27 protein-coding genes and 1 pseudogene are annotated in these 26,055 nt (G+C 71.2%); 9 read left to right on the top strand and 19 right to left on the bottom strand.

The window, feature by feature from the left end:
- The first annotated feature begins 54 nt into the window (after positions 1-54).
- The gene (locus LUX31_RS00805; protein ID WP_235479748.1) at positions 55-777 is read left to right on the top strand and encodes an IclR family transcriptional regulator; all 723 of its coding nucleotides are present in this window, start codon (positions 55-57) and stop codon (positions 775-777) included.
- Positions 778-873: 96 nt separating this feature from the next.
- Here the strand turns inward: LUX31_RS00805 and LUX31_RS00800 are convergent, their stop codons facing one another.
- Together LUX31_RS00800 and LUX31_RS00795 are read right to left on the bottom strand one after the other, a co-directional pair.
- Positions 874-1,311 (bottom strand): hypothetical protein, encoded by a 438-nt coding sequence (locus tag LUX31_RS00800; protein WP_235472564.1) that lies wholly within the window; start codon positions 1,309-1,311, stop codon positions 874-876.
- A gap of 119 nt (positions 1,312-1,430) precedes the next feature.
- A complete protein-coding gene (locus LUX31_RS00795; RefSeq protein WP_235472563.1) occupies positions 1,431-2,288 on the bottom strand; it encodes an aldo/keto reductase in 858 nt (285 codons plus the stop codon).
- A gap of 257 nt (positions 2,289-2,545) precedes the next feature.
- On the opposite strand from LUX31_RS00795, the gene LUX31_RS00790 reads away from it, so the two are divergent.
- Positions 2,546-3,922: a DEAD/DEAH box helicase gene (locus tag LUX31_RS00790; protein WP_235472562.1), complete on the top strand. Its 1,377-nt coding sequence runs from the start codon at positions 2,546-2,548 to the stop codon at positions 3,920-3,922.
- Between the two features lie 115 nt (positions 3,923-4,037).
- Here LUX31_RS00790 and LUX31_RS00785 read toward each other — a convergent pair whose 3' ends face one another.
- From LUX31_RS00785 to LUX31_RS00735, 11 genes are all read right to left on the bottom strand, one after another.
- Positions 4,038-4,706, bottom strand: coding sequence for a response regulator (locus LUX31_RS00785; protein ID WP_235472561.1), 669 nt, complete (start codon positions 4,704-4,706; stop codon positions 4,038-4,040).
- Positions 4,703-6,061, bottom strand: a complete 1,359-nt coding sequence (locus tag LUX31_RS00780) for a sensor histidine kinase (protein ID WP_235472560.1) — start codon at positions 6,059-6,061, stop codon at positions 4,703-4,705. Before LUX31_RS00780 ends, LUX31_RS00785 begins: the two co-directional genes overlap by 4 nt.
- 26 nt (positions 6,062-6,087) lie before the next feature.
- Positions 6,088-6,924 (bottom strand): ABC transporter permease, encoded by an 837-nt coding sequence (locus tag LUX31_RS00775; protein WP_235472559.1) that lies wholly within the window; start codon positions 6,922-6,924, stop codon positions 6,088-6,090.
- Entirely contained in the window at positions 6,924-7,853 is a 930-nt protein-coding gene (locus LUX31_RS00770; protein WP_235472558.1) for an ABC transporter ATP-binding protein, read from the bottom strand. The genes LUX31_RS00775 and LUX31_RS00770 overlap by 1 nt, the downstream gene beginning before the upstream one ends.
- Positions 7,854-8,034: 181 nt before the next feature.
- Entirely contained in the window at positions 8,035-8,913 is an 879-nt protein-coding gene (locus LUX31_RS00765; RefSeq protein ID WP_443045913.1) for an SDR family oxidoreductase, read from the bottom strand.
- Positions 8,914-9,044: 131 nt separating this feature from the next.
- Positions 9,045-9,617, bottom strand: a complete 573-nt coding sequence (locus LUX31_RS00760; RefSeq protein ID WP_235472556.1) for a hypothetical protein — start codon at positions 9,615-9,617, stop codon at positions 9,045-9,047.
- 25 nt (positions 9,618-9,642) lie between these two features.
- Positions 9,643-10,566 carry an STM4011 family radical SAM protein gene (locus LUX31_RS00755; RefSeq protein ID WP_235472555.1) on the bottom strand — a complete coding sequence of 308 codons (924 nt, stop codon included), beginning with the start codon at positions 10,564-10,566 and terminating at the stop codon, positions 9,643-9,645.
- Positions 10,567-10,576: 10 nt separating this feature from the next.
- Positions 10,577-11,932: an STM4012 family radical SAM protein gene (locus LUX31_RS00750; RefSeq protein ID WP_235472554.1), complete on the bottom strand. Its 1,356-nt coding sequence runs from the start codon at positions 11,930-11,932 to the stop codon at positions 10,577-10,579.
- Positions 11,929-12,735: an STM4013/SEN3800 family hydrolase gene (locus LUX31_RS00745; protein WP_235479747.1), complete on the bottom strand. Its 807-nt coding sequence runs from the start codon at positions 12,733-12,735 to the stop codon at positions 11,929-11,931. The genes LUX31_RS00750 and LUX31_RS00745 overlap by 4 nt, the downstream gene beginning before the upstream one ends.
- Before the next feature lie 31 nt (positions 12,736-12,766).
- Entirely contained in the window at positions 12,767-13,888 is a 1,122-nt protein-coding gene (locus tag LUX31_RS00740; RefSeq protein WP_235472553.1) for an STM4014 family protein, read from the bottom strand.
- A 41-nt stretch (positions 13,889-13,929) separates the two neighbouring features.
- Positions 13,930-14,892: an STM4015 family protein gene (locus tag LUX31_RS00735; RefSeq protein WP_235472552.1), complete on the bottom strand. Its 963-nt coding sequence runs from the start codon at positions 14,890-14,892 to the stop codon at positions 13,930-13,932.
- A gap of 246 nt (positions 14,893-15,138) precedes the next feature.
- Here LUX31_RS00735 and LUX31_RS00730 point away from each other — a divergent pair, with 246 nt between their 5' ends.
- The 3 genes from LUX31_RS00730 (at position 15,139) to LUX31_RS00720 (ending at position 17,412) form a co-directional block, all read left to right on the top strand.
- Positions 15,139-15,465: a hypothetical protein gene (locus tag LUX31_RS00730; protein WP_235472551.1), complete on the top strand. Its 327-nt coding sequence runs from the start codon at positions 15,139-15,141 to the stop codon at positions 15,463-15,465.
- 95 nt (positions 15,466-15,560) lie between these two features.
- Positions 15,561-16,586 carry a DUF6745 domain-containing protein gene (locus tag LUX31_RS00725; RefSeq protein WP_235472550.1) on the top strand — a complete coding sequence of 342 codons (1,026 nt, stop codon included), beginning with the start codon at positions 15,561-15,563 and terminating at the stop codon, positions 16,584-16,586.
- Between the two features lie 58 nt (positions 16,587-16,644).
- Positions 16,645-17,412: a hypothetical protein gene (locus LUX31_RS00720; protein ID WP_235472549.1), complete on the top strand. Its 768-nt coding sequence runs from the start codon at positions 16,645-16,647 to the stop codon at positions 17,410-17,412.
- Here LUX31_RS00720 and LUX31_RS00715 read toward each other — a convergent pair.
- Positions 17,402-18,220 (bottom strand): PaaX family transcriptional regulator, encoded by an 819-nt coding sequence (locus LUX31_RS00715; RefSeq protein WP_235472548.1) that lies wholly within the window; start codon positions 18,218-18,220, stop codon positions 17,402-17,404. The two genes, LUX31_RS00720 and LUX31_RS00715, sit on opposite strands and share 11 nt — an antisense overlap.
- A gap of 160 nt (positions 18,221-18,380) precedes the next feature.
- Here LUX31_RS00715 and LUX31_RS00710 point away from each other — a divergent pair, with 160 nt between their 5' ends.
- From LUX31_RS00710 to LUX31_RS00695, 4 genes and pseudogenes are all read left to right on the top strand, one after another.
- Complete coding sequence (locus LUX31_RS00710; protein WP_235472547.1) at positions 18,381-19,358, top strand: ABC transporter substrate-binding protein; 978 nt, start codon at positions 18,381-18,383, stop codon at positions 19,356-19,358.
- Positions 19,355-19,840, top strand: coding sequence for an ABC transporter permease (locus LUX31_RS00705; RefSeq protein WP_443045912.1), 486 nt, complete (start codon positions 19,355-19,357; stop codon positions 19,838-19,840). Before LUX31_RS00710 ends, LUX31_RS00705 begins: the two co-directional genes overlap by 4 nt.
- Positions 19,783-20,175, top strand: a pseudogene (locus tag LUX31_RS00700) (ABC transporter ATP-binding protein); the annotation flags it as partial. The gene LUX31_RS00705 and the pseudogene LUX31_RS00700, both read left to right, overlap by 58 nt.
- Positions 20,175-20,687 carry a hypothetical protein gene (locus tag LUX31_RS00695; protein ID WP_235472546.1) on the top strand — a complete coding sequence of 171 codons (513 nt, stop codon included), beginning with the start codon at positions 20,175-20,177 and terminating at the stop codon, positions 20,685-20,687. The pseudogene LUX31_RS00700 and the gene LUX31_RS00695, both read left to right, overlap by 1 nt.
- A 12-nt stretch (positions 20,688-20,699) precedes the next feature.
- Here the strand turns inward: LUX31_RS00695 and LUX31_RS00690 are convergent, their stop codons facing one another.
- From LUX31_RS00690 to LUX31_RS00670, 5 genes are read right to left on the bottom strand one after another with little or no spacing between them, the layout of a single operon-like run.
- On the bottom strand, positions 20,700-21,719 hold the full coding sequence (locus LUX31_RS00690; RefSeq protein ID WP_235472545.1) for a Gfo/Idh/MocA family protein: 1,020 nt from the start codon (positions 21,717-21,719) through the stop codon (positions 20,700-20,702).
- Positions 21,716-22,741 carry a Gfo/Idh/MocA family protein gene (locus LUX31_RS00685; RefSeq protein WP_235472544.1) on the bottom strand — a complete coding sequence of 342 codons (1,026 nt, stop codon included), beginning with the start codon at positions 22,739-22,741 and terminating at the stop codon, positions 21,716-21,718. Before LUX31_RS00685 ends, LUX31_RS00690 begins: the two co-directional genes overlap by 4 nt.
- 42 nt (positions 22,742-22,783) lie before the next feature.
- Positions 22,784-23,635, bottom strand: coding sequence for a carbohydrate ABC transporter permease (locus LUX31_RS00680; RefSeq protein ID WP_235472543.1), 852 nt, complete (start codon positions 23,633-23,635; stop codon positions 22,784-22,786).
- The gene (locus LUX31_RS00675) at positions 23,632-24,615 is read right to left on the bottom strand and encodes a carbohydrate ABC transporter permease (RefSeq protein ID WP_235472542.1); all 984 of its coding nucleotides are present in this window, start codon (positions 24,613-24,615) and stop codon (positions 23,632-23,634) included. Before LUX31_RS00675 ends, LUX31_RS00680 begins: the two co-directional genes overlap by 4 nt.
- Complete coding sequence (locus LUX31_RS00670) at positions 24,612-25,958, bottom strand: ABC transporter substrate-binding protein (RefSeq protein ID WP_235472541.1); 1,347 nt, start codon at positions 25,956-25,958, stop codon at positions 24,612-24,614. The genes LUX31_RS00675 and LUX31_RS00670 overlap by 4 nt, the downstream gene beginning before the upstream one ends.
- Positions 25,959-26,055 lie beyond the last annotated feature (97 nt).

Raw genomic sequence — 26,055 nt, 5'->3', positions numbered from 1 at the left:
TCCGGGCGAAGGGACAAACTTTGTTCCGTGACACGGAACAACGCGGGCGGCAGCATGCTGGAAAAGGCCGCGCTCATCATCGAGAGCTTCCGTCCGGACGGTGGTTCTTTCCGTCTGTCGGAACTTTCGGAGCGTACGGGTCTGCCCAAGCCCACGGTGCACCGGCTGGCGGCGGATCTCGTCGGGCTGGGCTGGCTGGAGCGCTCGGGTGCCGAGTACCGGCTCGGCGCCAAGCTGTTTGAGCTGGGTTCGCTGGTGCCGCACCGGCTCGATCTGCGGGAGACGGCCCTGCCCTTCCTCCAGGATCTGTTCGAGGCCACCCGCGAGACCGTCCACCTCGCTGTCCGTGAGGGCCTGGAAGTGGTCTACCTGGAGCGCATCCACGGCCACGAGGCCTCCTGGCTGCCGTCCCGCATCGGCGGCAGTCTGCCGCTGACCTGCACCGGCGTGGGCAAGGCCCTGCTGGCCTTCTCGGGTACGGAGCTGATGGAGGAGGTGCTGTCCCGGCCGCTGCCGAGCCTCACCCCGCACTCGATCACCGACCCGGCCCGGATGCGGACGGTCCTGGAGAAGATCCGCGTCTCGGGCCTCGCCTACGAGGAGCAGGAGGCCGCGCTGGGCATGAGCTGCATCGCGGCCCCGGTCTTCGCGGGCGGCACCACGGTCGCCGCCCTGTCGGTCGCGGTACCGCGTGCCCGCTTCAGCCCGGCCCAACTGGCACCCGCCGTACGGACGGCGGCCCTCGGACTGTCCCGGGTCCTGCGCAGGGGCGGCTGACAGTCACGGGGCCTTCGGTTGGTCAGTTGGTCCCGGGTTGGACGATCTTGAAGAGGAGTCGGGAACCGGCCCACTGGGCGGAGTGGCGCAGCCGACTCACCCTCCGAAGCGCGACGAGCCGAGCGTCACCTGGTGACCGACGAGGCCGATCTCGACACCGTCCGCGCCGGCCCGCGCCGATTCGAAGCCGACGCCTTCGGGGAGGCCGACCCGCCAGACCGGTCCGGCCTGTTCGACGCCGGGGACCGTCAGGGAAAGCTCCGTGCCCTGCGCCAGGAGCGTGCCCGTGGCGTTCATCGCCGTCCCGCCGACCGTGCCCGCGACCTTGACGCGTGCCGCCTGGCCGTTCGATCCCGCCGCCCGGGAGACCTGCAACGGGCCGCCGTTGCCCGCGAGTCGGGTGACCGCTCCGGACAGTTCCTTGTACGTCACCCGCACATCACGCAGGTCCAGGTGGAGACGGTCGACGTGCAGAAAGCCGCCCTGGGCGTTGTTCGTGGTGTCGATATAGAAGCGGTGAGCGGTCAGGGTCATGTGACCGAACTCCTCGCCGGCTGCCATGAACGGACGTGCGAATGTTCAAGGCCGCGTCAAGGTGCCCGCGCCGGATGGTGGAGAGGGAGCCCTGCCCACCCGGGCCGGGCTCCAGCGGCTCAGACGGCGTCCAGCTCGGTCAACTCCTCGGCGGAGAGCACCAGTTCCACGGCGGCAGCCGAGTCGCGGATGGTCTCCGGGCGGGAGGAACCCGGGATCGGGACGACCACCGGGGACTTGGCGAGCATCCAGGCCAGGCACACGCGCTGCGGACTCACACCGTGGGCCTCGGCGACCCGGGCGAAGGCGGCGTACGTCGAACCGAGCCCGCCGGCCCGGGAGATACCGCCGAGCGGGCTCCAGGGCAGGAACGCGATGCCCAGCTCGTCGCAGAGCCGCAGTTCCGGCTCGCTGGAGCGGAAGGCCGGGGAGAACTGGTTCTGCACGGATACCAGACGCCCGCCGAGGATCTCGTTCGCCTGCCGGATCTGGTCCGGGTTCGCGTTGGAGATACCGGCCAGACGTATCTTGCCCTCGTCCAGCAGGTCCCGGATCGCGCCGACCGACTCCCCGTACGGGACCTTGGGGTCGGGCCGGTGGAACTGGTACAGCCCGATGGCCTCCACGCCGAGGCGCCGCAGCGAGGCCTCGCACGCCTCCTTGATGTACGCGGGGGAGCCGTTCAGGGTCCAACTGCCGTCACCGGGACGCAGATGCCCGCCCTTGGTGGCGACCAGCACGTCCGCGCCGCGCTCATGTGTGGCGAGCGCCTTCGCGATGAGGGTCTCGTTGTGGCCGACCTCGTCGGCGTCCCGGTGGTAGGCGTCCGCCGTGTCGATCAGCGTCAGGCCCGCGTCGAGCGCGGCGTGGATGGTGGCGAGAGAACGGGCCTCGTCCGGCCGGCCCTCGATCGACATGGGCATACCGCCCAGACCGATCGCACTGACCTCCAGGTCACCGATACGTCGAGTCTGCATGTGCTCGTTACCTCTTCCGGGGGTCGCGGTCGCGGAGCAAGGCTTGCACTCCAGCCTTGCCCGCCGGACGCCCCGGGGTCCAATAGAGGAATACGAACGCATTCAGCACCCGGGGAGCTGAATCCCGGTGACCGGAGGTCCGGAAGCCCGGAAGTCCACCGCTGGTAAAATGGGGTCACGCTTCGACACCGCTGGGGCCCGTACCGGATGGGTACGGGCCCCAGCGCGTTGCAGGCGCCAGACCAGGAAGGCTCCTCATGAACCCCGAACCGTCAGCTCACGGACACCCCGGTGCCGGTACGCCCGAGGGGGCGACAGGCCTGCCGCCGGCCGAGTCCTTCGACGCGCTCGGGCTGCCGCCGAAGCTGCTGGCGACGATGACGGACCTCGGGGTGACGGAGCCCTTCCCGATCCAGGCGGCGACCCTCCCCAACGCGCTCGCCGGCCGCGATGTCCTGGGCCGCGCCCGCACCGGCTCCGGCAAGACGCTCGCCTTCGGGCTCGCGCTGCTCGTCCGTACGGCGGGACTGCGCGCCGAGGCGAAGCGGCCCCTCGCGCTGGTCCTGGTGCCGACCCGGGAACTCGCCCAGCAGGTCGGCGACGCGCTGGAACCGTACGCGCGGACACTGAACGTACGGCTGGCGACGGTGGTCGGCGGACTGTCGATCAACAAGCAGCAGGCGGCGCTGCGGGCCGGTGCCGAGGTGGTCATCGCGACGCCGGGGCGGCTGACCGACCTGGTGTCGCGCCGGGACTGCCTCCTGAACCATGTCCGGATCACGGTGCTGGACGAGGCCGACCAGATGTGCGACCTGGGCTTTCTGCCGCAGGTCTCGGACCTCGTCGACCAGGTACGCCCCGACGGACAGCGGCTGCTGTTCTCGGCCACGCTCGACCACAACGTCGACCAGCTGGTACGCGATCACCTCCACGACCCCGTGCTCGCCTCGGTCGACCGGCTGGCGGGCTCGGTCACCACGATGGAACACCACGTCCTGAACATCCACGCCGCCGACAAGTACGCGACCGCGACCGAGATCGCCGCCCGGGACGGCCGCGTCCTGATGTTCCTGGACACCAAGACCGGCGTCGACCAGTTCACCCGGCACCTGCGGGCCAGCGGAGTCCGCGCCGGCGCCCTGCACAGCGGGAAGTCGCAGCCCCAACGCACGCACACGCTCGGCCAGTTCAAGGACGGCGAGATCACCGTGCTGGTGGCCACCAACGTCGCCGCGCGGGGCATCCACATCGACGCGCTGGACCTCGTCGTCAACGTCGATCCGCCCGCCGACGCGAAGGACTACCTGCACCGCGGCGGACGTACGGCACGCGCGGGGGAGTCCGGGAAGGTGGTCACCCTGGTCACCCCCAACCAGCGGCGCGACGTGAACCGGATGATGTCGGACGCCGGAATCCGGCCGACGGTCGCCCAGGTGCGCTCCGGCGAGGAGAAGCTGACCGCCATCACCGGCGCGAAGCGCCCGCCGACCGCGCCGAAGACCACCACCGGCAACGCCCCCTTCCGAGGCATCGGCACCCGCCCGGGCCGCCCCGCGAAGGAGTCCCGCAAGGCCGCCGAGGTCCGCAAGACGGCGGAAGCACGTGCGGCGGCCCGGGTACGCAAGGGCCGCTGACCCGGAACGGACCGCGGTTCGCCGCCGCGTAGGCCCGCACGCCCGCGCGATGGGAGTCCACGCTCGGGGAGATCGTGCCATGCCCCGCGCCTGCGGCGCGCTCCGATCGACAGCCCTACGGCTTGGCCCTGACCAGTCCGGCGTCGTACGCCGTGATCACGGCCTGGATGCGGTCGCGCGCGCCGATCTTGGCGAGGACGCGGCCGACATGCTTCTTGACGGTGGACTCGGTCAGGACGAGCCGCTCGGCGATCTCGCTGTTCGTCCAGCCCTGCGCGATGGCGACCAGCACCTCGCGTTCACGGTCGCTGAGCGTCCGCAGCCGGGGGTCGACGGCCGCCGGGGCGCCGGGCGGGGCGAGGACCTGGTGGGCGTAGGCGTCCAGGAGGCGGCGGGTCAGGCGGGGTGCCACGACGGCGTCGCCGGTCGCGACCGCGTGGATGCCGGCGACGAGTTCCTCGGGGCGGGCGTCCTTGAGCAGGAAGCCGCTGGCGCCGGCGCGCAGGCCTTCATACGCGTACTCGTCGAGGTCGAAGGTGGTCACGATGAGCACGCGCGTGCGACCGCCGGAGGCGATGATGCGGCGGGTGGCCTCCAGACCGTCCATGCCGGGCATACGGATGTCCATCAGGACGACGTCGGGGCGCAGTTCCGAGGCCAGCCGGACGGCCTCGGCGCCGTGCGCGGCCTCACCGACCGGCGTCAGGCCGGGGGTGCCCTCGATCAGCATGCGGAAGCCCATGCGCTGCAGGGGCTGGTCGTCCGCGATCAGCACGGTGGTCATGGCAGCTGCTCTCCCGGTGCCGACGCGGCGGGCGCGGACGGTGCGTCGAGCACGACGTCCACGAGCCAGCCGTGGCCGCTGTCGCGCGGTCCGATGGTGACGGCACCGCTGTACATGGCGGCCCGCTGGCGGATGCCGACCACCCCGTGACCGGCGTCGCCGGTGTGCGGCGCCGGCTCCGGGGACGCCCCCGGGGGCAGGCCGGTGTCCTCGACGCGTACCCGCACCCGGCCGGCGTCCGCAGCCACGGTGACCTCGGCGGTGGAGCCCGTACCCGCGTGCTTGAGGGTGTTGGTCAGGGCCTCCTGGACGATGCGGTACACGGTGAGCTGGACGCCGCTGGTCAGCGCGTCTAGTTCGCCCACCGTCCGGTAGGTCACCGTCAGCCCGGCCGCCCGGACCCGGGTCAGCAGGAGGTCCAGGTCGCGGATGCCGGGCTGGGGGTTGAGCAGCCGTACGTCGTCCTGGTCCTCGCGCAGGACGCCCAGGACGCGGCGGAGTTCGCCCATGGCCTGGCGGCCGGTGTCGCCGAGGATGCGCAGCGCCTCGGCCGACTGCTCGCCCCGGTTGGTGGCGAGGGTCGCGGCGCCGTCGGCGACGCTGACCATGACGGAGAGGTTGTGGCCGACGATGTCGTGCATCTCGCGCGCGACCCGGGACCGCTCGGCGGCGGCGGTCAGCCGGACGCGTTGGTCGCGCTCGATCTCCAGGCGGGCGGCGCGGTCCTCCAGTGCCGCCAGGTACATCCGGCGGATCCGGAGGGTCAGGCCGACGGCGATGGCAGCGGTCGCCGTCCCCAGCAGGAAGAACATGGCGAGCAGCGGAGGCTTGACGGGCACCAGGACGAACACGGCCAGAGCGACCTGGACGCCGGTCAGCGCGGCGGCCCAGCCCAGGATCCGCAACGACCCGTGCAGGGCCAGCGTGTACAGGGCGACGAGGGTGCTCATTCCGGCCTGCTGCCAGATGCCCAGGATCCCCTGGGCGACGGACACCAGCGCGATCACGAAGAACGTGGCGGCCGGGGCTCTGCGCCGCCACCACAGCGGCACGATGAGCGCGAGGGCGAAGGCCAGCAGGACGACGGTCGGACGGTCGCTGTTGCGGGCCGTCTCCTCGAAGGGACCGTTCCTCTCGTCGGAGAACACGTCGGGCAGGCTGGTGAGGGCCACGAACACCACCACCGCGGTGTCGAGCAGCCACGGATGCCGCCGGTCCAGCCGCTGACGCCGGTTCTGGTCGCGCAACAGACGGCCCAGCAGTGGGTGCGTCCAGGCGGCGTCGAACCCGGAGGACGGCTCGAGTGCCGTCCCCCGGTCCGGATGCGCGGCGGGTGCCGTCCGCTCGGGGCTCATGGCCCTCATTGTCCCCGCCCCGCGACTCACGCGTCGCTGCGGACCAGCCGGTAGGCCGCCCCGGCGAGGGTCAGCGCCACCCAGCCGGCGAAGACGGCGAGTCCCGCGCCGGGGGAGAGGGCGTCGGACGAGTCGTGCAGGGCGTAGATGGCCGAGCCCGCGTTGCTGGGGAAGTACGGGTTGATGCTGTCGTACAGGGAGTCGGGCAGCAGCGAGGCCAGGCCGGGCAGGATGAGCAGGACACCGACGAGGACCGCGATGGCCCCGGCGGAGGAGCGCAGCAGCACACCCAGGGCCACACCGAACACGGCGACCAGACCGAGGTAGACACCGGCGCCGGCCAGACTGCGCAGTACGCCGTCGTCGCTCAGCGACAGGGCGATCTTCTCGCCGTCCAGGCCGAAGGTGCCCAGCTGGAAGGCGGCCAGTGCGCCCACAGCGGTGACGACCAGGGCGATGGACCCGATCACGGCGGCCTTGGACCACAGGACGGGCAGCCGCCGCGGTACCGCGGCGAGGGTGGAGCGGATCATGCCGGTGCTGTACTCGCCCGCTGACAGGAGTACACCGAGGACGCCGACAGCCAGCGAGGCGAAGGTCACGCCGAGCAGCGCCAGGCTGACCGCGTCCTGGGTGCCGGAGCCAGGGCCGCCGGGCGCGCCTCCGTCGGCGACGACGTCCGGGCTGTAGGTGGCGGAGGCGATGGCCCCGAGGGCGACGAGCAGGAGCAGGGAGACGCCCAGGGTGATCCAACTGGAGCGCAGCGACCAGAACTTGGCCCACTCCGAACGCAGTACCCGAAGGCCGGTCACCTTGTGCACCGTCGTGCGGGCGGGAGCCGCGGAAAGGGTGTCGGTGGTCATCAGGCGGCCTTTCGTGCGGTGTCGGCGGGGGCGCTCTGGTACTCGACGGCGTCGTGGGTGAGGGCCATGAAGGCCTCCTCCAGGGAGACCGACTGCGGGGTGAGTTCGTACAGCGCCACCCCGTGCTCGGCGGCGACGGCCCCGATCTCCCGGGCGCTCCGCCCCGACACCACCAGCTCCTCGGCGGAGGACGAGCTGATGGTGACGTCCGGGCCCGCCAGCAGCGAACGCAGCCGCACAGCCTCGGTGGTGGCGACCTTCACGCCTCCGCCGCCCGCCTCCCGGGTGAAGTCGTCGACCGTGGTGTCCGCGAGGAGGCGGCCCCGGCCGATGATCACGAGGTGGTCGGCGATCAGTGCGGTCTCGCTCATCAGGTGGGAGGAGAGCATCACGGCCCGGCCCTCGTCGGCCAGGGACCGCAGCAGGTTGCGTACCCACAGCACGCCCTCGGGGTCGAGGCCGTTGACCGGTTCGTCGAGCATGACGATCGCCGGGTCGGCGAGCAGCGCCGAGGCGATACCGAGCCGCTGGCCCATGCCGAGCGAGAAGGCGCCCGCCCGCTTGCCGGCCACGCTGGTCAGCCCCGCCAGCTCGATGACCTCGTCCACCCGGCGGCGGGAGATGCCGTGGGTGTGGGCCAGCGCCATCAGATGGTTGAACGCGGTACGCCCCGGGTGGACGGACTTGGCCTCAAGGAGGGAGCCGATCTCGTGCAGGGGCGCCGCGTGCTTCGCGTAGGAGCGTCCGTTGACCGTGACCGAGCCGCCCGTCGGGGAGTCCAGCCCGATGATCATGCGCATGGTCGTGGACTTGCCCGCTCCGTTGGGCCCCAGGAAGCCGGTCACCTCTCCCGGTTTGACGGTGAAGCTCAAGTGGTCGACGACCGTCTTGTCGCCGTACCGCTTTGTCAGCTCACGCGCTTCGATCATGGAAGTGGCCTCTCCTGCCGCGAACACGGCCGCACACACAGCGCGGCGCCTGATGTCGAAGCTACGAGAACGGCAGGCCGCGGCCGTGGGACCACAGGGGACACTTCGGTGGCCGGGTGGTACCGCGGTACCACTGGCGTGTCCTTCGTAGGCGGTACGTCGAGGCCAGGCGGTGGCGGGTTCAGCCCTTGGTGGCGCGAACGACGTCCGCCAGGGGCGTGGCCGGGCGGCCGGTGAGGAAGGGCACCGCGTCGCTGACACCGTCGAGCTGGCCGGCCGCGATGGCCGTGTAGGTGGACACCCACGCGTCGAGCTGCCAGGGTGGCGCGCCGTAGGAGGCGCGGGAGGCGTACGCCTCCTCGACCGTCTCCGGCTCATAGGTGATGCTGCGGCCGAGCACCTCGGACACGATGCGGGCGGCGTCGTCCAGCGTCAGGGACTCCGGCCCCGTCAGGTCGTACACGGCTCCCGAGTGGTCGCCCGGGCGTGTCAGGACCGCGGTCGCCGCGTCGGCGATGTCGTCCTGCGAGACGAAGGCGGCCCGCCCCTGCCCGGCCGGACCACGGATGACACCGTCCGCACCCGCCAGTTCCGGGACGAACTCCGCGTACATGTTGTCGCGCAGGAAGGTGTACGCCAGCCCGCTGGTGCGGATGTGCTCCTCGGTGTGGAAGTGGTCGCGGGCCAGCGTGAACGTCGCACAGGGCGCGGCGCCGAAGAACGACACGTACACCAGGTGCTCGACACCGGCCTCCGCCACGCTGTCCACGAAGGCCTTGTGCTGGTCGAGCCGGTCGGCGCTCTCGGAGGCGGACACCATGAACACGGTCTTCGCGCCGCGCAGTCCACGGACGACGGCGTCGTGGTCGCCGAAACCGCCGCGGACCGCCGTGGCACGGGGGAGGTCGGGCGCCCGCTCGGGGCTGCGCACCAGCAGCCGTTGCGCGATGCCCCGCTGGGCCAGGCGGCGGGCGACACGTCCGCCGAGGCGTCCCGTGGCCCCGGTGACCACCAGCGCCGATGCGGAGAGTTCGGTGGGCAGTTCGGTCATGGCTGGCATCACTTCCGGTCGGGTCGGGGTGAGCGGCTCGGGCGGGGGATCGCGCCGGGTGTATTGAATCCGGCGCGGATCCGCAGGACGGGCAGCCCGGCACCGCTGGGCGCGTCGTCGCCCCTCTCCGGGGAGCAGCTTCAGAGGGCGAACGCCTCGGTCAGGCGCACGTTGTAGCCGTCCTCCTCCATCAGGATGACGGTGACCCCGAAGGGGGAGGGATGGTCGATCTCGAGCGGGACGAAGGAGTAGTCGACCGCGGCCCGGACCGGCGGGATCAGCTCGCCGCCCGGCTGGGGTTCGGGTGCGAGCAGCCACTGCGGCTCGATCGCGGCCGGGCCCTCGGGGGTGTGGCCGAGGGGCTGCTCGGCGTACGGGAACCGGTGCAGGGTGTGGCCGTCCTTCGTGGCGTGCACCAGGTTCAGGCACGGCGCCGGGCCGGTGACCGGCGACTCGCACAGGGCGGCGACGTCCCGGGTCTCCCAGGCGAGGACGACCTCGTCGGCACCGGCCGCCGCGGCGATGTTCGACAGCTGGGCGATGCCGGTGAGCGCGTCCTTGCCGGTCTCGACGGGACGCAGCCAGACCAGGCCGACCAGTTCACCGCGGACCAGCGGCATGATGACCGGACGGGGCACCGCCCCCTCGCCCAGACCCGCGGTGTACGCGTTCCTCATCGATGCGGCCAGTGCGTCCCAGGTCTGCGTGTCCACGAACTTCCTCTCACCCACAGCACGTTCACGACTCGGGCGACCCTGTCACGCCGGCCGTCGTCGACGCCAACTCGGACGGGACCAGCGGCAGGAGCGCCCGGTCCGGGAGAGCCCTCGGCACGCGCTCCAGGATGCCGCCCGCGAACACGTCGTACAGCGGCAGTGTCTCCAGATGCACGTAACCGATGTGGCAGTCGCACACGGTCAGCGGGCAGGCCCGGGGGCCGAGCGCGGCGCGGTACGAGCCGTCGTACAGATTTCCCAGCTCCGTACGGACGAAATGGCAGCGGCGCACCGTGCCCTCGCCGTCCACCGAGAGCACCGACTCGCCGGTGCGGCACGGCAGGCCCGCCGAGCGGTGCGGGTGGCGGCTGAACGGGAAGAGCGGGTCCAGCGCCGTCCACCGGCCGGCCTCCTCGTCCGTGTAGGTGTGCCCTTCGGCCGCGTTCACCCACAGATAGACATGCTCCGGCAGCGCCTCGCGCAGCCGTCGCGCGTGCTCCAGATGGTCCGGCACGCCGACGACACCGACGCTGAAACGGACCCCGAGGGCGGACAGCTCATACGTCTTGGCCAGGAACCGTTCGTACGGCGTCTGCCCGGGGTGGTAGGTGCACCACAGGGCGACGGTGTCCCGGTCCGCGTCCGCCAGCCAGTCGGTGCGGCAGCTCAGGTTGGTCTGGATGGCGACCCGCCGTATGTGCGGCTCGTGCGAAAGATCGACGAGGGCGCGCCGGTACCAGGAGCGGACCAGTCCCTCGCCCCACGGGGTGAAGAGCACCGACAGCCGGTCCTCCCGCTGCCCGCGCGCCCACCCGGTGAACCGCTCCAGCGCCGCGCGATCGGCGCGGAGCTGCGCCGTGCTGTCGCGCCGCTTCGCGAACGGGCAGTAGGGACAGTCGTAGTCGCAGGAGGAGAGCGGCCCCCGGTACAGCAGCGTCAGATCCACGGGACCCCGCTCACTTCGTCTCGTAGGCGGCCATGGCGGCGCGTACGTCCGGTGAGAAGAACTCGGGCCCGATGGCGTCCGAGTGGGCCAACCCCTCGGCGGACAGCCGCAGTTGTCTATCCTGACCGTGGTCGAGCCAGCCACGGGCGTCGAGGGTGTCCAGCTCGGCGGGAAAGTCGGCGTACGGGTCGGAGCCGAACCGCAGCCGGTACTCCGCGACGGGCATGCCCTGGGCCTGGAGCAGCGACTGCAGCAGATGCCGGCGCCTCGCCTCGTCCTCGTCGACCCAACGCCCGTGCAGTGCCCGGGAGAAGTCGGTGGTGGCGGTGTAGTCGTCGATGATGCCGCGTATCTCGCCCATCGACACGGCGTAGTCGAAGGAGTAGTGCAGCCGGGAGGTGTACGAACGGGCGCCGCAGCCCAGGCCGATCATGCCGTCGGTCTGGCAGGCGTAGTTGTCCGGACCCTGCGGCGGCGCGTCCGAGCGCCGGAACATCCGCATCGACACCTGCTCGTAGCCCTGGGAGAGCAGATGGTCGCGGCCCTCCCGGTAGCGGCGCAGGCGCTGCTCGTCCCACTCCCGGTCGGCCGCCGCCGGGTCGACACGGCGGCCGAGTCCGGTGAGCGGGCGGATGTAGAGGGGGTAGAGGTAGATCTCCTCGGGGCGCCAGGCCAGGGCCGCGTCGAGGGAGTAGCGCCAACTGGCCGCTGTCTGCCCGTCGATGCCGTAGATCAGATCGATGTTGAGGACGGGCACGGCCGCCTCACGGATCCGGGCGAGCGCCGCCTCGACGTCGGACCTGTGCTGCGGGCGTACGGCGGCCCGCGCCTCCTCCTCGACGAAGCTCTGCACACCGAGGCTGAGGCGGGTGGTGCCCCGCTCGGCCAGCACCGCCAGCCGGTCGGCCGTGGCCGTGGACGGCGACGCCTCCACGGACAGCGGGACGGCCCGCAGATCCACGCCCATCTCCCGCTCGGCGATGTCGCACAGCCGTTCCAGCTCCGGGGCTTCCAGGAACGTCGGAGTCCCGCCGCCGAAGGCCGCGTTGGCGAATCGCGGGGGTTCCGCATCGCCCAACGCCTCGCGGACGGCGGCGGCCTGGCGCTGTACGGCGTCCAGATAACGGCCCGTCAGTCCGTCGGGCGCGCCGATGCGGGTGAACAGGTTGCAGAAGCCGCACCGGATCTCGCAGAACGGGATGTGCAGATACAGCGACAGGGACTGGCGGGACTCCCCGGCCCATAGGTCCGCGAGCCCGGGCTCGGGCGACAGCGGCCGGTAGGCGGTCTTGTGCGGGTACGCGTACGTATAGCTCTGGTACGGGCGAGGTGAGCGGACGGTGGTGTCCATCGCGGTGACGGTCATACGGACGGCTCCAGGAAGAAGTGGCCGTAGGGCACGGTCCACACGGACTCGTGGCCGAGGCGGTGGCCGGTGTAACCGTCGTCCCCGTAGGCGGTGCCGTGGTCGGAACAGACGATGGCGAAACAGCGGCGGCGCGAACTCATCGCCGCGAACAGCCGCCCGACATGACGGTCGACGTACTCCAGCGCGGCGGCATGGGTGGCCCGGCTGTCGCCCGCCTCCCGGGTCGCGCCGGGCAGATGGAACCAGTTCGGCTGGTGGAGCGCGGAGGCGTTCAGGAAGAGGAACAGCCGCTGCTCGGGCGGCAGTTCGGACACCGTCTTCTCGGCACGCGCCACCTGCGCCTCGAAGGAGGTCGGGGAGGCCACGGAGAACTCCGGCTCCCAGTGGCTCTCCTGGAAGAACCCGGGCAGGACGTCACCCAGGGCGCCCTGTTTGTTGAAGAAGCCGACGCCGCCGATGCACACCGTGCGGTACCCGTGCGCGGCCAGGCCGGACACGAGGTCCGGGGTGTCGAAGACGTACGTGCCGTCCGCCGTCGTCTCGCTCCCCGCGAACTTGGCGGCGAACAGGCGCGGATGCGGTCCGGGTCCTGCCGGGGTGGGCAGGAAGCCCGCGAACATCGCCTGGTGGGAGGCGTACGTGAAACTCCCGGGAGCGTGCCGCTTCTCCCAGACACCGCCCGGCAGACGCGCGGTCAGGTTGGGCAGCCGTCCGGCGGCGGCGAGTTCGACGGCCACGTCGTACCGGAGGGTGTCCAGGGTGAGGAGGAGCAGGTCGTCGCGGCCCACCACCTCGTTCATGTCCGGCCCGACGGCCGGGGCGGGGGAGGGCTCAGACGGTGGCATGGGTGGTCCTTGGCAGTGAGAAGGAAGGGGCCGCCGCGACCTGTGCGGCGTACGTGTCCATGCCCTCGGCCCCGCTGCCCGGCAGGCCGGTGAGGCGTGGAAGCAGGTCACCGAACGCGTTGACCTCCCCGACGGCGAAGCGGCGCCAGCCGACGGCCGGCAGGAGGTCGACACCTACGCACAGGGTGCCGGGGAAGCAGGCCGCGGCCCGCTCGCCGGCTTCGAGGGCCGTGGCCCACCGGTCACCGGCCAGCGCCCGTACGGCCGCCAGATCGCCGCGTGTCCCGCCGAGATGCAGATTGGTCAGCGGGGAGCGGCTCGTGCGGACGACGGCGTGGGTGGCCCGGCCGCCCACGACGACAATCCGCAGGTCCGCCGACCGGCCGCCGAGCGAGGCCTTCGGCAGCCATCGCTCGATGTGCAGCCCGTCCGGGGCGAGCGCGTCGACGATCGCGGCGATCTCCCGCTCCTCCGTATAGCGGCGCACGCGCAGGGAGTTGTGGAGCCGTCCCTCCTCGGCGCGCTCCACGGACGTGGTCGCGCGGATCCGCCCCGACGCGGCCGTCTCGATCGCCAGCACACCGGAGGCGGAGGAACCGTGCGCGAGCTTGACGAAGACGCGCCGCAGGCCCGCCTCCGCCATGAGGCGCCGTACGTCCGTCCAGTCCCGTACCGGCGGTACGTACCCGGAGGTCGGGGACGGCGGCACAGGGACGCCCGCCCGGGCGAGCCGGTCGTGACACAGCCGTTTGTCGAACATCACCGCCAGCTCCACCGGGTCGTCGAGCCGTCGCCCGCCGCGCAACGAGGCCACGCCCTCCAGGAACCGCCCGTACCAGCGCGCGGACCCCTCCACCCGCGTCGGATCGTCGATCCCCCGCAGCAGGACATCCACCTCGGCGCTCTCCCCCGGAGAGTCGAGGCGGACCAACTCGTCGTCCGCGAAGTCGTGTCCGCCCGCACGCAGCACGTCGTGCCACTCGACCACGCGAGGCGTGCCGTGACCGGCGGCCTCCGCAGCCGCCGCGAACAGGCTCACCCGACGGTTGTCCCCATTGGCGACCACCGCCCACCTCGGCGGGGCATCCCCCGGACCCCTGCGCCCCATGGTGCTCACCTTCCCCCCTTCGTTCCCGACTCCGGAGCGCGCTACTCGCCCACCGCGACGAACCGATAGACCGTGCCGTCGTCCTCCTCGTCGGAGTCGGCGTCGCCGGGATCGGCGTCGACCTCCACACCGGCGGGCACGAGGGTGTCCACCAGGCGGGTGCGCAACTCCTCGCTGAGGTAGTTGTGGCGCAGGTCGAGCTTCTTCAGATGGGTCAACGGCTGACCGGTCAGCAGCGCCGTCGCGCCGTCGTCGGTGAGTACGCCCATCGAGACGTCGAGAACCTCCAGCCGCGCCACCACCGGCGCGGACGCGAGCGCCGTACAGATTTCGTCCTGGATCTCGCTGTTGTGCAGGGCGAGATGCGTCAGGCTCGGCAGCCTCGTGCCCGCGAAGAAGGGCTCCAGGTCGGCCACGTCCGCGTTGCCCCCGTACTCGGACGTGCCCAGCCACAGGTCGAGTTCGACGAGGGCGGGCAGATCACTGCCCGCGATGCCCCGCACCACCTCGACGAACAAGCCGCCGCTCTCCACGGTCAGCTTGCGCAGCCGCTCGTGCCGGACGGCGGAGAGGACCAGCCCGTTGCCCCCGCGGACGGCGAACTCCTCCAGGTCGGGAAAGGCCGCCAGGAGGGGAGTGACATCGCCCTGGGTGATCCAGGAGATCTCGGCCTCCTCCATCACGATGTCGCCCAGGAACAGGCCGCGCAGGGCGGGCAGCCGGTCGCGGGCCGCCACCAGCGCCTTGATCACCTCCTCCGGGCCGTTCTCGTACACCTCGCTCCACGCGCCGACGATCAGGGCGCGGACCTGGTGGGTGTCCACGGCCTCCAGGAAGCGGGCGAAGGCGTCCTCCCACTCCTCCTTGGAGTCGTAGGAGTCCACGCCGACCCGCCAGGCGACGGACTCGGGCGACGGAAGATCGGACTCGTCCTCCAGCGTGTCACCGGCCTCGGGGAAGGCCGGCAGGCCGTGGAATTCCTGGAGGTGGCTACCGATGGTCATGCGTGCCTGCTCCCTGATACTGGGGCCGTTGGATCGGCGGTCGTGATTCCCGTCCTGGCGCGCGCCGATCGCGTCCAGGTAGAGGAGTTCTACCAAGCCCCACTGACAACGCGGCCAACTGGGGCCTCCCACACGGCGAATGGGCCCTCGGCGCCCCGTGGACGACCGCTGCGAGGGCCGATTGTCAGTGCCCGCCCCTACGGTCGTTCCCATGGCACACGGCGTGCCGCAGCGGGAGGGAGACCCATGTACCGGCAGGGAGACGTACTGATCGTGGCGCTGGCGGAGGGCGCGGTGCCGGAGTACGCGGTCGACGCGGAGTCCGAACCGCGTGACGGCCGCGGCAGGCTCGTCCTGGCGCTCGGCGAGGTCACCGGGCACGCCCATGCGGTGGCCGGTCCGGGGCGGCTGATCCGCGAGGCCGGCGTGTTCGGCCCGATGCTGCTGCACGTGCCCGAGGGAGCGCGCGTCGTCCACGAGGAGCACGCGGCGATCACGCTCCCGAAGGGCTGGTACCGGGTGATCCGGCAGCGGGAGTACGTGCCGGGCTCGGTGCGCGTCGTCGCCGACTGACCACGCCCGGGCACATGTGCGGGACGAACGAAGCGGAAGGGCCGGACGGCACGGGGATGCGGGCCGGCGACAGCACTTGGAGAGGAACGGCACTGATGGACCAGGGCAGTTGGCGGGCTGCGGCGACAGCGACGGGACCGGGCGACCGGGCGGCGGCCGAGGAAGGCGTCCGGCTCGCCTACCGGCGCGCGGGGCTGGCGGAACCCGAGCGCATCGTGTGGGCGCGCTCGCCCCTCGAAGCCGTACGGATGCTCATGACGGCGACGCACCCGGACGGTTCGCCGCTGGGCAGCCTCGGCGCCGGTGTCCGCAACGCCGTGTGGAGCGCGCCCTGGGCGGCCGAACGGGCGCGGCTGCACACGCAGTTGGGCCCGGAGCGGTGGAGCGGGCACTGGCGTGCCACGGGAGCCGGTCTGTGGGAGTCGACCAGCATGCTGGTCGACCGGGTGCGGGCGGGAATCGTCGAGGAACTCGCCGCCGACCGCAAGGAGGAGGCGCGGGTCCGTCTGCTGCTTCTGGACGCCGCGCTGGGACAGCACGACGCGGCCTGGCTGTGCGCGTTCGAGCCTGGCGACGACAGCCCACTGGCCGGCCTCGCCGCCGTGGCGCGCGACGCGGGCTGGTGGTGGCCCTACGAGAAGACGGCGATCCTCAGCGAACGCCCGCTGACCCTGCACCGCGACGAGGCGGGCCGCCTGGACCGGGGCGACGGGCCCGCCCTCGGCTACGCGGACGGGTTCGAGCTGTACGCCTGGCGCGGCATGCCCGTCCCGAAGGACTTCCTGGACGAACTGACCGCACTGACCCCGGAACGCATCCGCGACGAGGAGAACGCTGAACTCCGGCGCGTGATGCTGGAGTTCTACGGCTACGACCGCTACCTGGAGGAGTCCGGCGCGGTCCCTGTCCACCGCGACGAGACGGGCGTGCTGTGGCGCGTCCAACTTGTCGGCGACGAGGACGTGGTGATGGTCGAAGTCGTCAACTCCACACCTGAACCGGACGGGTCGAGCCGTACGTACTGGCTGAGGGTGCCGCCGACGACCCGTACGGCCCGTGAGGGAGTGGCCTGGACGTTCGGTGTCGACGCGGAGGTGTACGAGCCTCTGCGGCAGACGTGAACGGGGGCAGTGCTGCGATCATCCTGACGAAGGCGGAAGGCACGGCCGAAGGAGCAGGATGATTTCTGAGCCGGAGATGGCGGGGGAGTTCGGTGGAGTCGACACCCGCGAGGTGGTGGGCGGCTTCGACGAGGAGCCCGGTGGGGAACTCCGGCCGCGCAGGCCGTGGCAGTGGGCGCTGGGAGGGGCGGTGATGGCGTCGGTCCTCTGGGCAGCGGCGCTGTTCCTGTACGGAGGGGGCGATCGAAAGCCGGACCTGAGCGGGTACCAGCTGAAGCAGGACCCTTGCCCGTCGCTGCGGTTGAAGGCGATCGGCGAGGTGATCGCGCCGCGAGAGCCCACCACCAAGGTCGATTCAGGGCTGCTGCGCCATGCCGCCCTCGACCAGATCCAGTGCTCCATACCTCTCCGGTTCCTGGCCGGCGCGGGGGAGTCCGGGAAGGGCTGGTTCACCGGCTACACCGTCGGAATAACGGTGGCACTGCACAAGAAGACCGACCCCGGCGCGGAGTTCGAGGCACGACGACGGGTGACCGATGACGGCGTTCTGCCCGAAGAACAGGTCGAGACAGTTCCGGACCTCGGCGACAAGGCGTATCTCCTGACCCGGGACAACGGCAATGCGGAGTTGCGGGTGCTGGAGGGCGGAGCGGTCCTCTCGCTGGATCTCTCCGTCTTCACGTACTACCAGAGCGAGCGCGATGGTGAGGGCGAGGGCCAGGACGAGAACGCGGTCGGTGGCGGGCCGGAACTCCCCGACCTGTCCTTGTACCGGTCGGCCATGATCACTGACATGCGTGACCTGATGTCGAGCCTCAAGCGGTGACGGCGGCGCCGGGGGGCCGTCTCGTGGTCTCCAGGAACTCGATGGCAGTCCGGCGGGCGGGGGCCTCGGTCTGTCGCGCGATGCGGTGGAAGGTCTCCTGGGCCGCGCGGGCCGGCCAGTCGGAGGGCAGGTGGCGGGCGGGCAGCCGTGGGTCCGTGCGGATGATGTCCAACCACTCGCTGATCACCCGTAGTCGGATGCCGAGCGGATCGCCGTAGCCTGCGGCGGGCCAGGTGGACCAGCGCTCGTCGAAGTCGGCGTACCGGGCGCCGATGCCGCCCAGGTCCCAGGTGTCACGGATCATCAGGCCGATGTCGGTGGTGTCGTCGGCCGTGGCGTGGAAGATCTTGACGTGGGCGGCGAGGCCCAGCTCGGACACGAGCGAGGAGGCGTCGACCTCACCGGGCGCGATCCATAGTCCGCTGTACAGGGCGCCGAACCCCGACCAGGTGAGCCGGGAGCGCAGATGGTGCCGCTGGCGCTGCCAGGACTCGGGCAGCGAGAAGCCGAGCAGTGTCCAGGTGCCGTCCCAGTCGTCGTTGACGGCACCGGTCTGCCACAGGCGTCGCTTTCCGTTCCAGAGGACCTGCTCGGCCTGCGGGGTCAGGCCGAAGTGCATTCTGCGGCCCTGGCGCTGACGCTGCAGCAGACCCCGGTTGACCATGCGGGTGAGGGTGGACCGGACAGCCGGTTCGCCGACTCCGGTGCGGGCGAGGACATCGATGATGCTGCCCGAGTACACGTGTCCGAGCCCCTCCTCCAGCACATAGCTGCCGAAGAAGGCGAACAGGAGCGACTGAGGGCGCACTGAACTCCCTTGTGACTGGGCCTTGTTGGGTGGTGGCCGCGCTCGTCGAAGTTGTCGGGGCCTCTCTTGTCCGGAGTGCTGACGGCGCGAACGTAGGTGTGTACATTGCGGCCGTCAAGAAGGTGCCCAACATTCGGTGTTGCTTCCTCAGGAGGAGCCCATGCAAAGGCGCATTCTCGGGCTTGCCGCAGTAGTGATCACGGTCGTCGGCGCGGCCGGATGCGGGTCGTCGGACCCGGCGGGCAGTGGTTCGTCGTCCTCGGACGGCAGCGAGACCACGCAGGTCAAGGTCGGCATCATCCCCATCATCGATGTCGCCCCGCTCTATCTGGGCCAGAAGAAGGGGTTCTTCAGCAGCCGGGGCATCGAGCTGGAGATGGTGAGCGCCCAGGGCGGCGCGGCGATCATCCCCGGTGTGGTGAGCGACCAGTTCCAGTTCGGGTTCAGCAACACCACGTCGCTGATGATCGCCCAGGTCAAGGGCGTACTGATCAAGTCCGTGGTCAACGGCGCGGCCTCCAACGGGAAGGTGGGGGGTGATGTCACCGGAGTGGCCGTCAAGAAGGACAGCTCGATCAAGTCGGCCAAGGACCTCGCCGGGCGGACGGTCGCCGTCAACACCCTCCAGAACATCGGCTCCACCACCGTGCGCGAGTCGGTCCGGCTGGCAGGCGGCGACCCGTCGAAGGTCAAGTTCGTCGAAATGCCGTTCGACCAGATGCCGGCCGCACTGGACGGCGGGCGGGTGGACGCCGCCTGGATGGGCGATCCCGCGATGAACGCCGCCAAGGCGCAGGGTGCCCGCATCGTGGCCTCGCCGTTCGCCGAGACGGACCCGAAGCTCACCGTGGCGACGTACTTCACCTCCACCCAGCTCACGAAACAGAAGCCCGACCTGGTGAAGAAGTTCGCCGAGGCCATGACCGAGTCGCTGAAGTACGCCACCGACCATCCGGACGAGGCACGCCAGATCCTCACCACCTACACGAAGATCAGCGGCGACGTCCTGAACGAGCTCACACTGCCCGCCTGGCCGGCGGAGATCGACATGGCCTCGCTGGAGAAGCTCGCCTCCCTCGGTGCGGAGGACGGCCTCTTCGACAGCAAGAAGCCCGACCTGACCGCCCTGTTCTCATGACCCGCCCCGCCGTCACCACCGCCAATGCGGGCCCCGCCGGGACCGGCACCGGTCCCGGCGGGCTCCCCGCCCGGCGGCGACTCCCTGAGCGGGCCGTCACCCCGCTTCGGGGACTCGCCGGACTCGCCGGGCTGGTCGCCGTACTCGAAGTGCTCCCGCACACCGGCCTGGTGTCGGCCTACTGCCTTCCACCGGCCTCCGAGACCCTCCGCGCACTGTGGGCGCTGCTCGCCGAGCAGACCTTCTGGACCGCGCTCGGCGACACCCTCACCGGCTGGGGCCTGGGCCTGGCCATCTCCGTGGTGGCGGGCGTGGCCGCCGGACTCGTCATCGGCTCGATCCCCGTACTGCGCGCGGTCACCACCTCCACTATCGAGTTCCTGCGCCCCATCCCGTCCGTCGCCCTCATCCCCGTCGCCGTCCTCCTCTACGGCGCCGACCTCCGGTCGAAGCTGCTGCTCGTCGCGCACTGGAAGTGGTAGGCCTCGGTGACGCCCACGAGGCCTACCCCTGGCAGCTGTCCGGAGGCATGCAGCAGCGCGTCGCCATCGCCCGCGCCGAACTGGAGGATCTGATCCGCGAGTTGTGGTGCGAACTCGGCGTCACCGTCCTGTTCGTCACCCACGACATCGACGAGGCCGTCTATCTCGGCCAGCACACTGTCATCCTGTCCAAGTCACCGACCGTCGTACAGGAGGACCTCACCATCGACCTCCCCGACGAACGCGATCAGCTGCACACCCGCTCCAGCCCCCGCTTCGCCGAACTGCGCGCCCTGGTGGACCGGGCCCCCGAGCCCGCAGAGACACGGAGTTGATGACCACGATCGACGACATCGCCGGCATCGAGGCACAGGTCGCCCTGGTCGACGCGGCTGTCCGGCCCATTGCCGAGCGGCCGGTGGACATCATGGATCCCGACTGGGTGACGAAGATGCGGGAGGGTCCCGACCCGCTGGACGAGGTGGGCGTCCGGGCGGAGGCCGAGTCCGCGCTGCTGGCCCTGATCGCCGTCTACGCGCAGGGCGACGAGACGGCTCGGGTGTCCGTGCGCGGGCTCTTCTCCCGCTACACCTCCTTCCGTTGGGCCACCCACCTGCCCGTCGAACCCACCCCGGACGGCTTCCGGCAGAAGCTGCTGCACATGTCCGCCGTCGACCAGGGCAACGACACCCGCGACGAACTGCTCTCGCTGCGCGACCTGTGCGCGGACGCCCGGACGGCGGGGATCGACCTGGGGCCGATCCTGCGCGAGGTGGCCGAACTGTCCAGCCGGGAGGACAAGTTCGGGTGGGGGTCCATGCGGGACATCCTGCTCCGCGTCGCGTAGCCCCGGCGGGCCCTACCCTGTCGGCAGCGCGACCGGCTGGCCGGTGCGCAGTGACTCGTAGGCCGCCAGCACGATCCGCAGGGTGCGCAGGCCCGCCTCGCCATCGGGGGAGGGGCGCCGCCCCGTGCGTACCGCGTCGAGGAACTCGTCGAGCATGGCGGCATCCAGATTCGCCCCGCCCGCCTCCCAACGGCCGCGTCCGGTAACGGAGTTGAAGCCGCCGAGCAGCGGGGGGAAGGCGTCGAACTCCACGATCGCCTTCTCGGCGACGCAGGTCATGGCGAGCCCGCCCCAGGTCGGGTGGTCCGGCGGATGGCTCCAGCTGGCGTCCACGGCGGCCACCAGTCCGCCTGGGTACCGGATGGTGACAAGGCCCGCCGTCTCCACGTCCGGCGTGGGGCCGCCGCCGTCGAGGACGCTGTTCGCCTGGGCGTACACTTCCGCCGCCTGCTCGCCGTCCAGCAGCGCGTCCACGAGGTCGGCGATATGGACGGTGTGGTCGGCCAGCGCTCCGCCCCCCGACAGCTCCGGGTCGGCGAACCAGGGGTGCGAACGGGCCGGATTCGAGCCGTTGTTGGCGCCGTGGACGCTGATCAGCCCGCCGAGCGAGCCATCGGCCAGAGCCCCGCGCAGGGCGGTGAACGCGGGGCTGAACCGTACGGGATAGGCGGTCATCAACCGCACCCCGGCCCGGGCACAGGCGTCGATCATGGCCAGGGCATCCGCCTCCGTCGTCGCGAGGGGCTTCTCGCACAGCACATGGGCCCCGCTCGCGGCGGCCCGTTCGACCAGGTGCCGGTGGCGGGCGTTCTCACTGGTGACCACGACGGCGTCGGGGCGCAGCGTGAACACCTCGTCCCAGGTGTCCGAGTAGTCGGCGCCGAGCCTCTCGGCGAGGGCCCGGCCACGGGTGGGGTCGCCGGGCGGGGCCTCGGGGTCGGCGGTGATCAGTTCGATGCCGTCGCGGTCGCGCAGCAGCCTGATGTAGGTCGCGGCGTGCAGATGGGCGAAGGACAGTACGGCGACTCTCACTGCTCGATTCCCTTCGTGCGTACGGTGGTTGCCTGCGGGGCGATCGACACGGCCCGTCCGGTACGCGCGGACTCGGCTGCGGCTTCCGCGATACGGACGGCCGCCACACCGTCCCGGCCGCTCACCCGGGGTTCCGGACCGCCAGCGAAGGCCTCGGCGAACTCACGGATCTGGGTGACGTAGGGCGACTCCCCGAAGTCCCCGGCCGGTATGCCCGCCGCCGGGCCACTGGACAAGGCGCCGGTGATCCGCAGATTCAGGTGGGCCAGGGAGTCGTGCTCGACGGTGCCGCCGGTGCCCGACACATGGAACGTCGTACGGAACGGTGTCGCCGGTGGCCCCCACACCCCCACGATCTGGGTGACGGTGCCGCTCTCGTGGGTGAGTACGGCGGTACCGGTGGCGACCGCCCCTTCCGGCGCCGGGGCGGTGAGATGCCCCTGCTGCCGGGCGTGCACCCGGACGACGTCGCCGAAGAGCCAGCGGGCGATGTCCATGTCGTGGATCATCTGGTCCGTCAGGATTCCGCCGGAACGTGCCGGGTCGGCGAACCAGCCGCTCCAGGTGGGATAGCGGCCGGTACGGGTGAACCGGGCGACCGCCACCCGCCCCAGGCCGCCCCCGGCGACGAGGCCGCGCAGTCTGGCGTACGCGGGGAAGAACCGCACGACATGACCCGGGTACAGGCGCACCCCGGCCGCCTCCGCCGCGTCGGCCATCTCCTCCGCCTCGGTCGCGCCGAGCGCCAGTGGCTTCTCGCACAGGACATGGGCGCCGGCCGCCACGGCGGCCAGGGTGATCTCCCGGTGGGTGTCGGTCGGGGTGCACACGTCCACCACACCTGCCCGGTCGAGCGCCTCACCCAGGGAGCCCACCGATGTCGCGCCGAACTCGTGGGCCAGGGCGGGGGCTTGGCCGTCGAGCGCGTAGATGCGTACCCGCGCGCCGAGGGCCGTCCACGCGGGCAGATGAGTGCGGGCGATGCCGCCCGCGCCGATCAGCGCGACTTCGAGTTCTGCCATGGAAATCTCCGACCTCCTGTGCGTACGTTTCCGGGTGCGGGGTCAGCCCTTGAGGGCGCCGCTGAGCACGCCACTGATGAAGTGCCGCTGGAAGAACAGGTAGACGAGCACCACCGGGGCGATCACGATCAGGGTCGCGGCGGCGAGCAGCGGCACGTCGACGCCGAACTGCCCGGTGAAGAAGCCCAGTCCGGCGGGGGCCGTACGGCGGGCCGGGTCCTGGATCAGGATCAGCGGGAGCAGGAACTGGTTCCAGCTCCACACGAAGTACAGAACACCCAGCGTGGTCACCGCCGGACGGGAGCTGGGCAGCAGGATCCGCCAGAGCGTCGCCCACGACGAGGCACCGTCGAGGCGTGCCGCCTCGATGAGACTGCGGGGCATGGTCGCGAAGTGGGCGCGCATCCAGAACACCCCGAACGGCATGAACGCCCCGATCTCCGCGAGCGCCAGCCCCGGCACCGTGTTCGTCAGCCCCACGGCACGCAGGTCGTAGTAGAGCGGGATGACCGTGCCCTCGGTGGGGATGGACAGACCGAGCAGCAGAAACGCGTAGAACCGCCCCCGGCCTGGAACCTCCAGGGTCGCGAGCGCGTACCCGGCGAGCGTCGCGCACACCACCGCGGCCGGCACCACACACACCGCGATCACCACACTCGACCGCAGCAGCGTGCCGAACCCCGCCGCCGACCAGGCCCGGGAGAAGTTCTCGAAGTGCAGCCCGTCCGGCAGGGCGAAGCCGGTCAGCGGGGCGCCCGCGGGCTGGAGCGCCGCCAGCAGCAGGGACGCGAACGGCACGAGTACGGCGGCCATGAAGAGTACGAGGACGACGGGCGCCGCCAGCCGCCCCGCGAGCGCCCGCGCGGGTGGAGCCGTTGAGGTCAGTGACGTCACGGTGCCTCCCTGGACAGCCGGTTGATCACCAGGACGGCCACCGAGATGACCGCCGTCAGCACGATCGCCAGCGCGCTGGCCACCCCGACCGCGCCGCCCCCGAACGCCAGCCGGTAGATGAGGATGCCGGGGACGACCGTGCTGTTGCCCGGGCCGCCTCCGGTGGTGATGTAGATGAGGTCGAAGCTGGACAGGGCCGCGATCACGGTGATCGACAGCGCCACCGCGAACTCCGGGCGCAGCAGGGGGACGGTGATCGACCAGAACTCCCGTACCGGGCCCGCCCCGTCCATCCGCGCCGCCTCGTAGATCTCCTGGTCGATGCGCTGGGTCCCCGACAGGAACAGCACCATGCACAGGCCCGACACGACCCACGTCCCGATCAGCCCGACGGCCGGCAGGGCCCAGGTGAAGCTGCCCAGCCAGGCGTCGGCGAACCCGCCCAGACCGACCGCCCGCAGCCCCTGGTTGAGGATGCCGTCCTCGGCGTACACCCAGCGCCACAGGATGCCGACCGCGACCAGCGGGATGACCTGCGGCAGGAACAGCACCGTACGGACCAGTCCGGTGCCCCGGCGCCCGGCTCGCCGGGACACGATCGCCGCCGCGACCAGGCCCACACAGATCGGCAGCACGGAGAAGAACAGGATCAGCGCGCCGGCGTGCCAGGCGGCGGCGCGCAGTTGCGGATCGGTGCCTATACGGCGGTAGTTGTCGAGGCCGACGAAGGAGGGGAGGGTCACGCCGTCCCAGTCGAAGAACGAGAGGTAGGCGGTGTGCAGCAGCGGCAGGACGGCGAACAGCGTGTAGGGGAGCAGGGCGGGCAGCAGGTACAGCAACGCCACGGCCCGGCGTCGGCGGCGGCCGGACCGTGCCGTACGGCGGCCCCCGCGCCCGGCGCGGTCCGGCCCGCGCTCCGTCGGACGCGGGGCGACGGGAGCGCGGGCGGGCTCGGTCAGTCGCCGGTCGGCAGTGGTCATTTGTGGTAGTTCTCGTAGTCCGTCTGGAGCCCGGCCAGGAACTTGTCGGGAGTGACCTTGCCGCCGACGAGCAGTTGCAGCTGGGTGGTGAGGGTGTCGCCCATGGTCGGGCTTGAGGCGTTCTGGATGAACGGCTGCAGCCCGGCGTCCTTGACGATCGTCTGCCAGCCCGCCTGGACATCGCCGATCAGGCCGCTCTGGCTCGGCATGGCGCCCGCGTCGGGAGCCATGAAACCCGCCTTGGCGGTGACGGCGGCTGCCTGCGCGCTCGCGGTGAAGTCGAGGAAAGCAGCGGCTGCGGCCGCGTTCTTCGACTTGCTGGACACGCAGTAGTACACGCCGGCGCCGGTGGTGCGAACCTTTCCGCCGGCCGTGACGGGCGGCATGTTGAAGTAACCGGCCTGCTCGCCCAGGCCCTTGGCCACCGCTGCCGCCGCCCAGTTGCCGCTGATCCGGAAGACACCCTCGCCCTTGGCGAACGCGGCGGTGGCGTCGTTGTCGCTGACCCCGTTGACCTTCGGGGTGACATATCCCTTGTCCACCCACCGCAGCAGCGTCTCGGCCGCCGTCTTCGCCTCGGGCAGCTCGATGGTGGCGCTCTGGTGGCCGTAGGCCCACGCCTCGCGGTCCTTCGGCGTCAGATAGGCCGAGAGCAGCACGTTGAAGGGGTGGTTGAGACCGCCGTCGAGATTGCCTGCGACGAGCGCGGTCTCACCGGCCGCCTTGGCCTTGGCGAACAGGGCCTCCAGCTCCGCGAGCGTGGCCGGGGGAGTGGTCAGGCCCAGTGCCTTCGCCTTGGTCTTGTTGTAGTAGACGCCCTCGAACGACAGGCCCGCGCCCACCCCGTACAGGTCACCGGTGCCGACGGTCTTGCCGTCCTGGGTGAGGGTGATCTGGTCCAGGCCGGGGAACTTCTCCGCCCAGCCGTACGCCTTGCCGTACTCGCCGACCTTGAGCAGCAGCCGCCCTGGGACGAGGTTCTGCATGCCCGATGTGAACTGGGCGATGTCGGGGGCGCTGTCGGCGGACATCGTGGTGTTGATGCTCTTGAGGTAGTCGTCCCAGCCCGTGTACTGGCGCTTGACGGTGATGTTGGGGTGCTTCGCGCGGAAGGCCGCGAGCAGACCCGGGGTCATGCTGGTGTCGTCGGCGTCGGCGACCACCAGCGTGATCTTGTCGGCCGGTACGGCGGTGGAGACCGGGCCGGTGCTGCTCTCGTCGGACGACGAGGCGCCCGGGGTCAGCTCACTGCACGCGGTGAGCGCCAAGGCGCCGATCGCGCCGGTGGCCGTGAGGAACGTACGTCTGGACAGGGACGACGGACTGGGGCTCATGGGGCTCATGAGATCTCCTTGGCATGACGGGACAGGGGAGCCGAGGGAGAGGGCGTGCGGGGGGAAGGAGAAGAAGGCGCTGTAGTTCGATAACGCAATTGCGTTT

The organism is Streptomyces sp. GQFP, assembly GCF_021545335.1.
GTDB lineage: Bacteria > Actinomycetota > Actinomycetes > Streptomycetales > Streptomycetaceae > Streptomyces.
The sequence above is the reverse complement of the archived record's forward strand: the minus strand, read 5'-3'. Positions and strand labels throughout refer to the sequence as shown.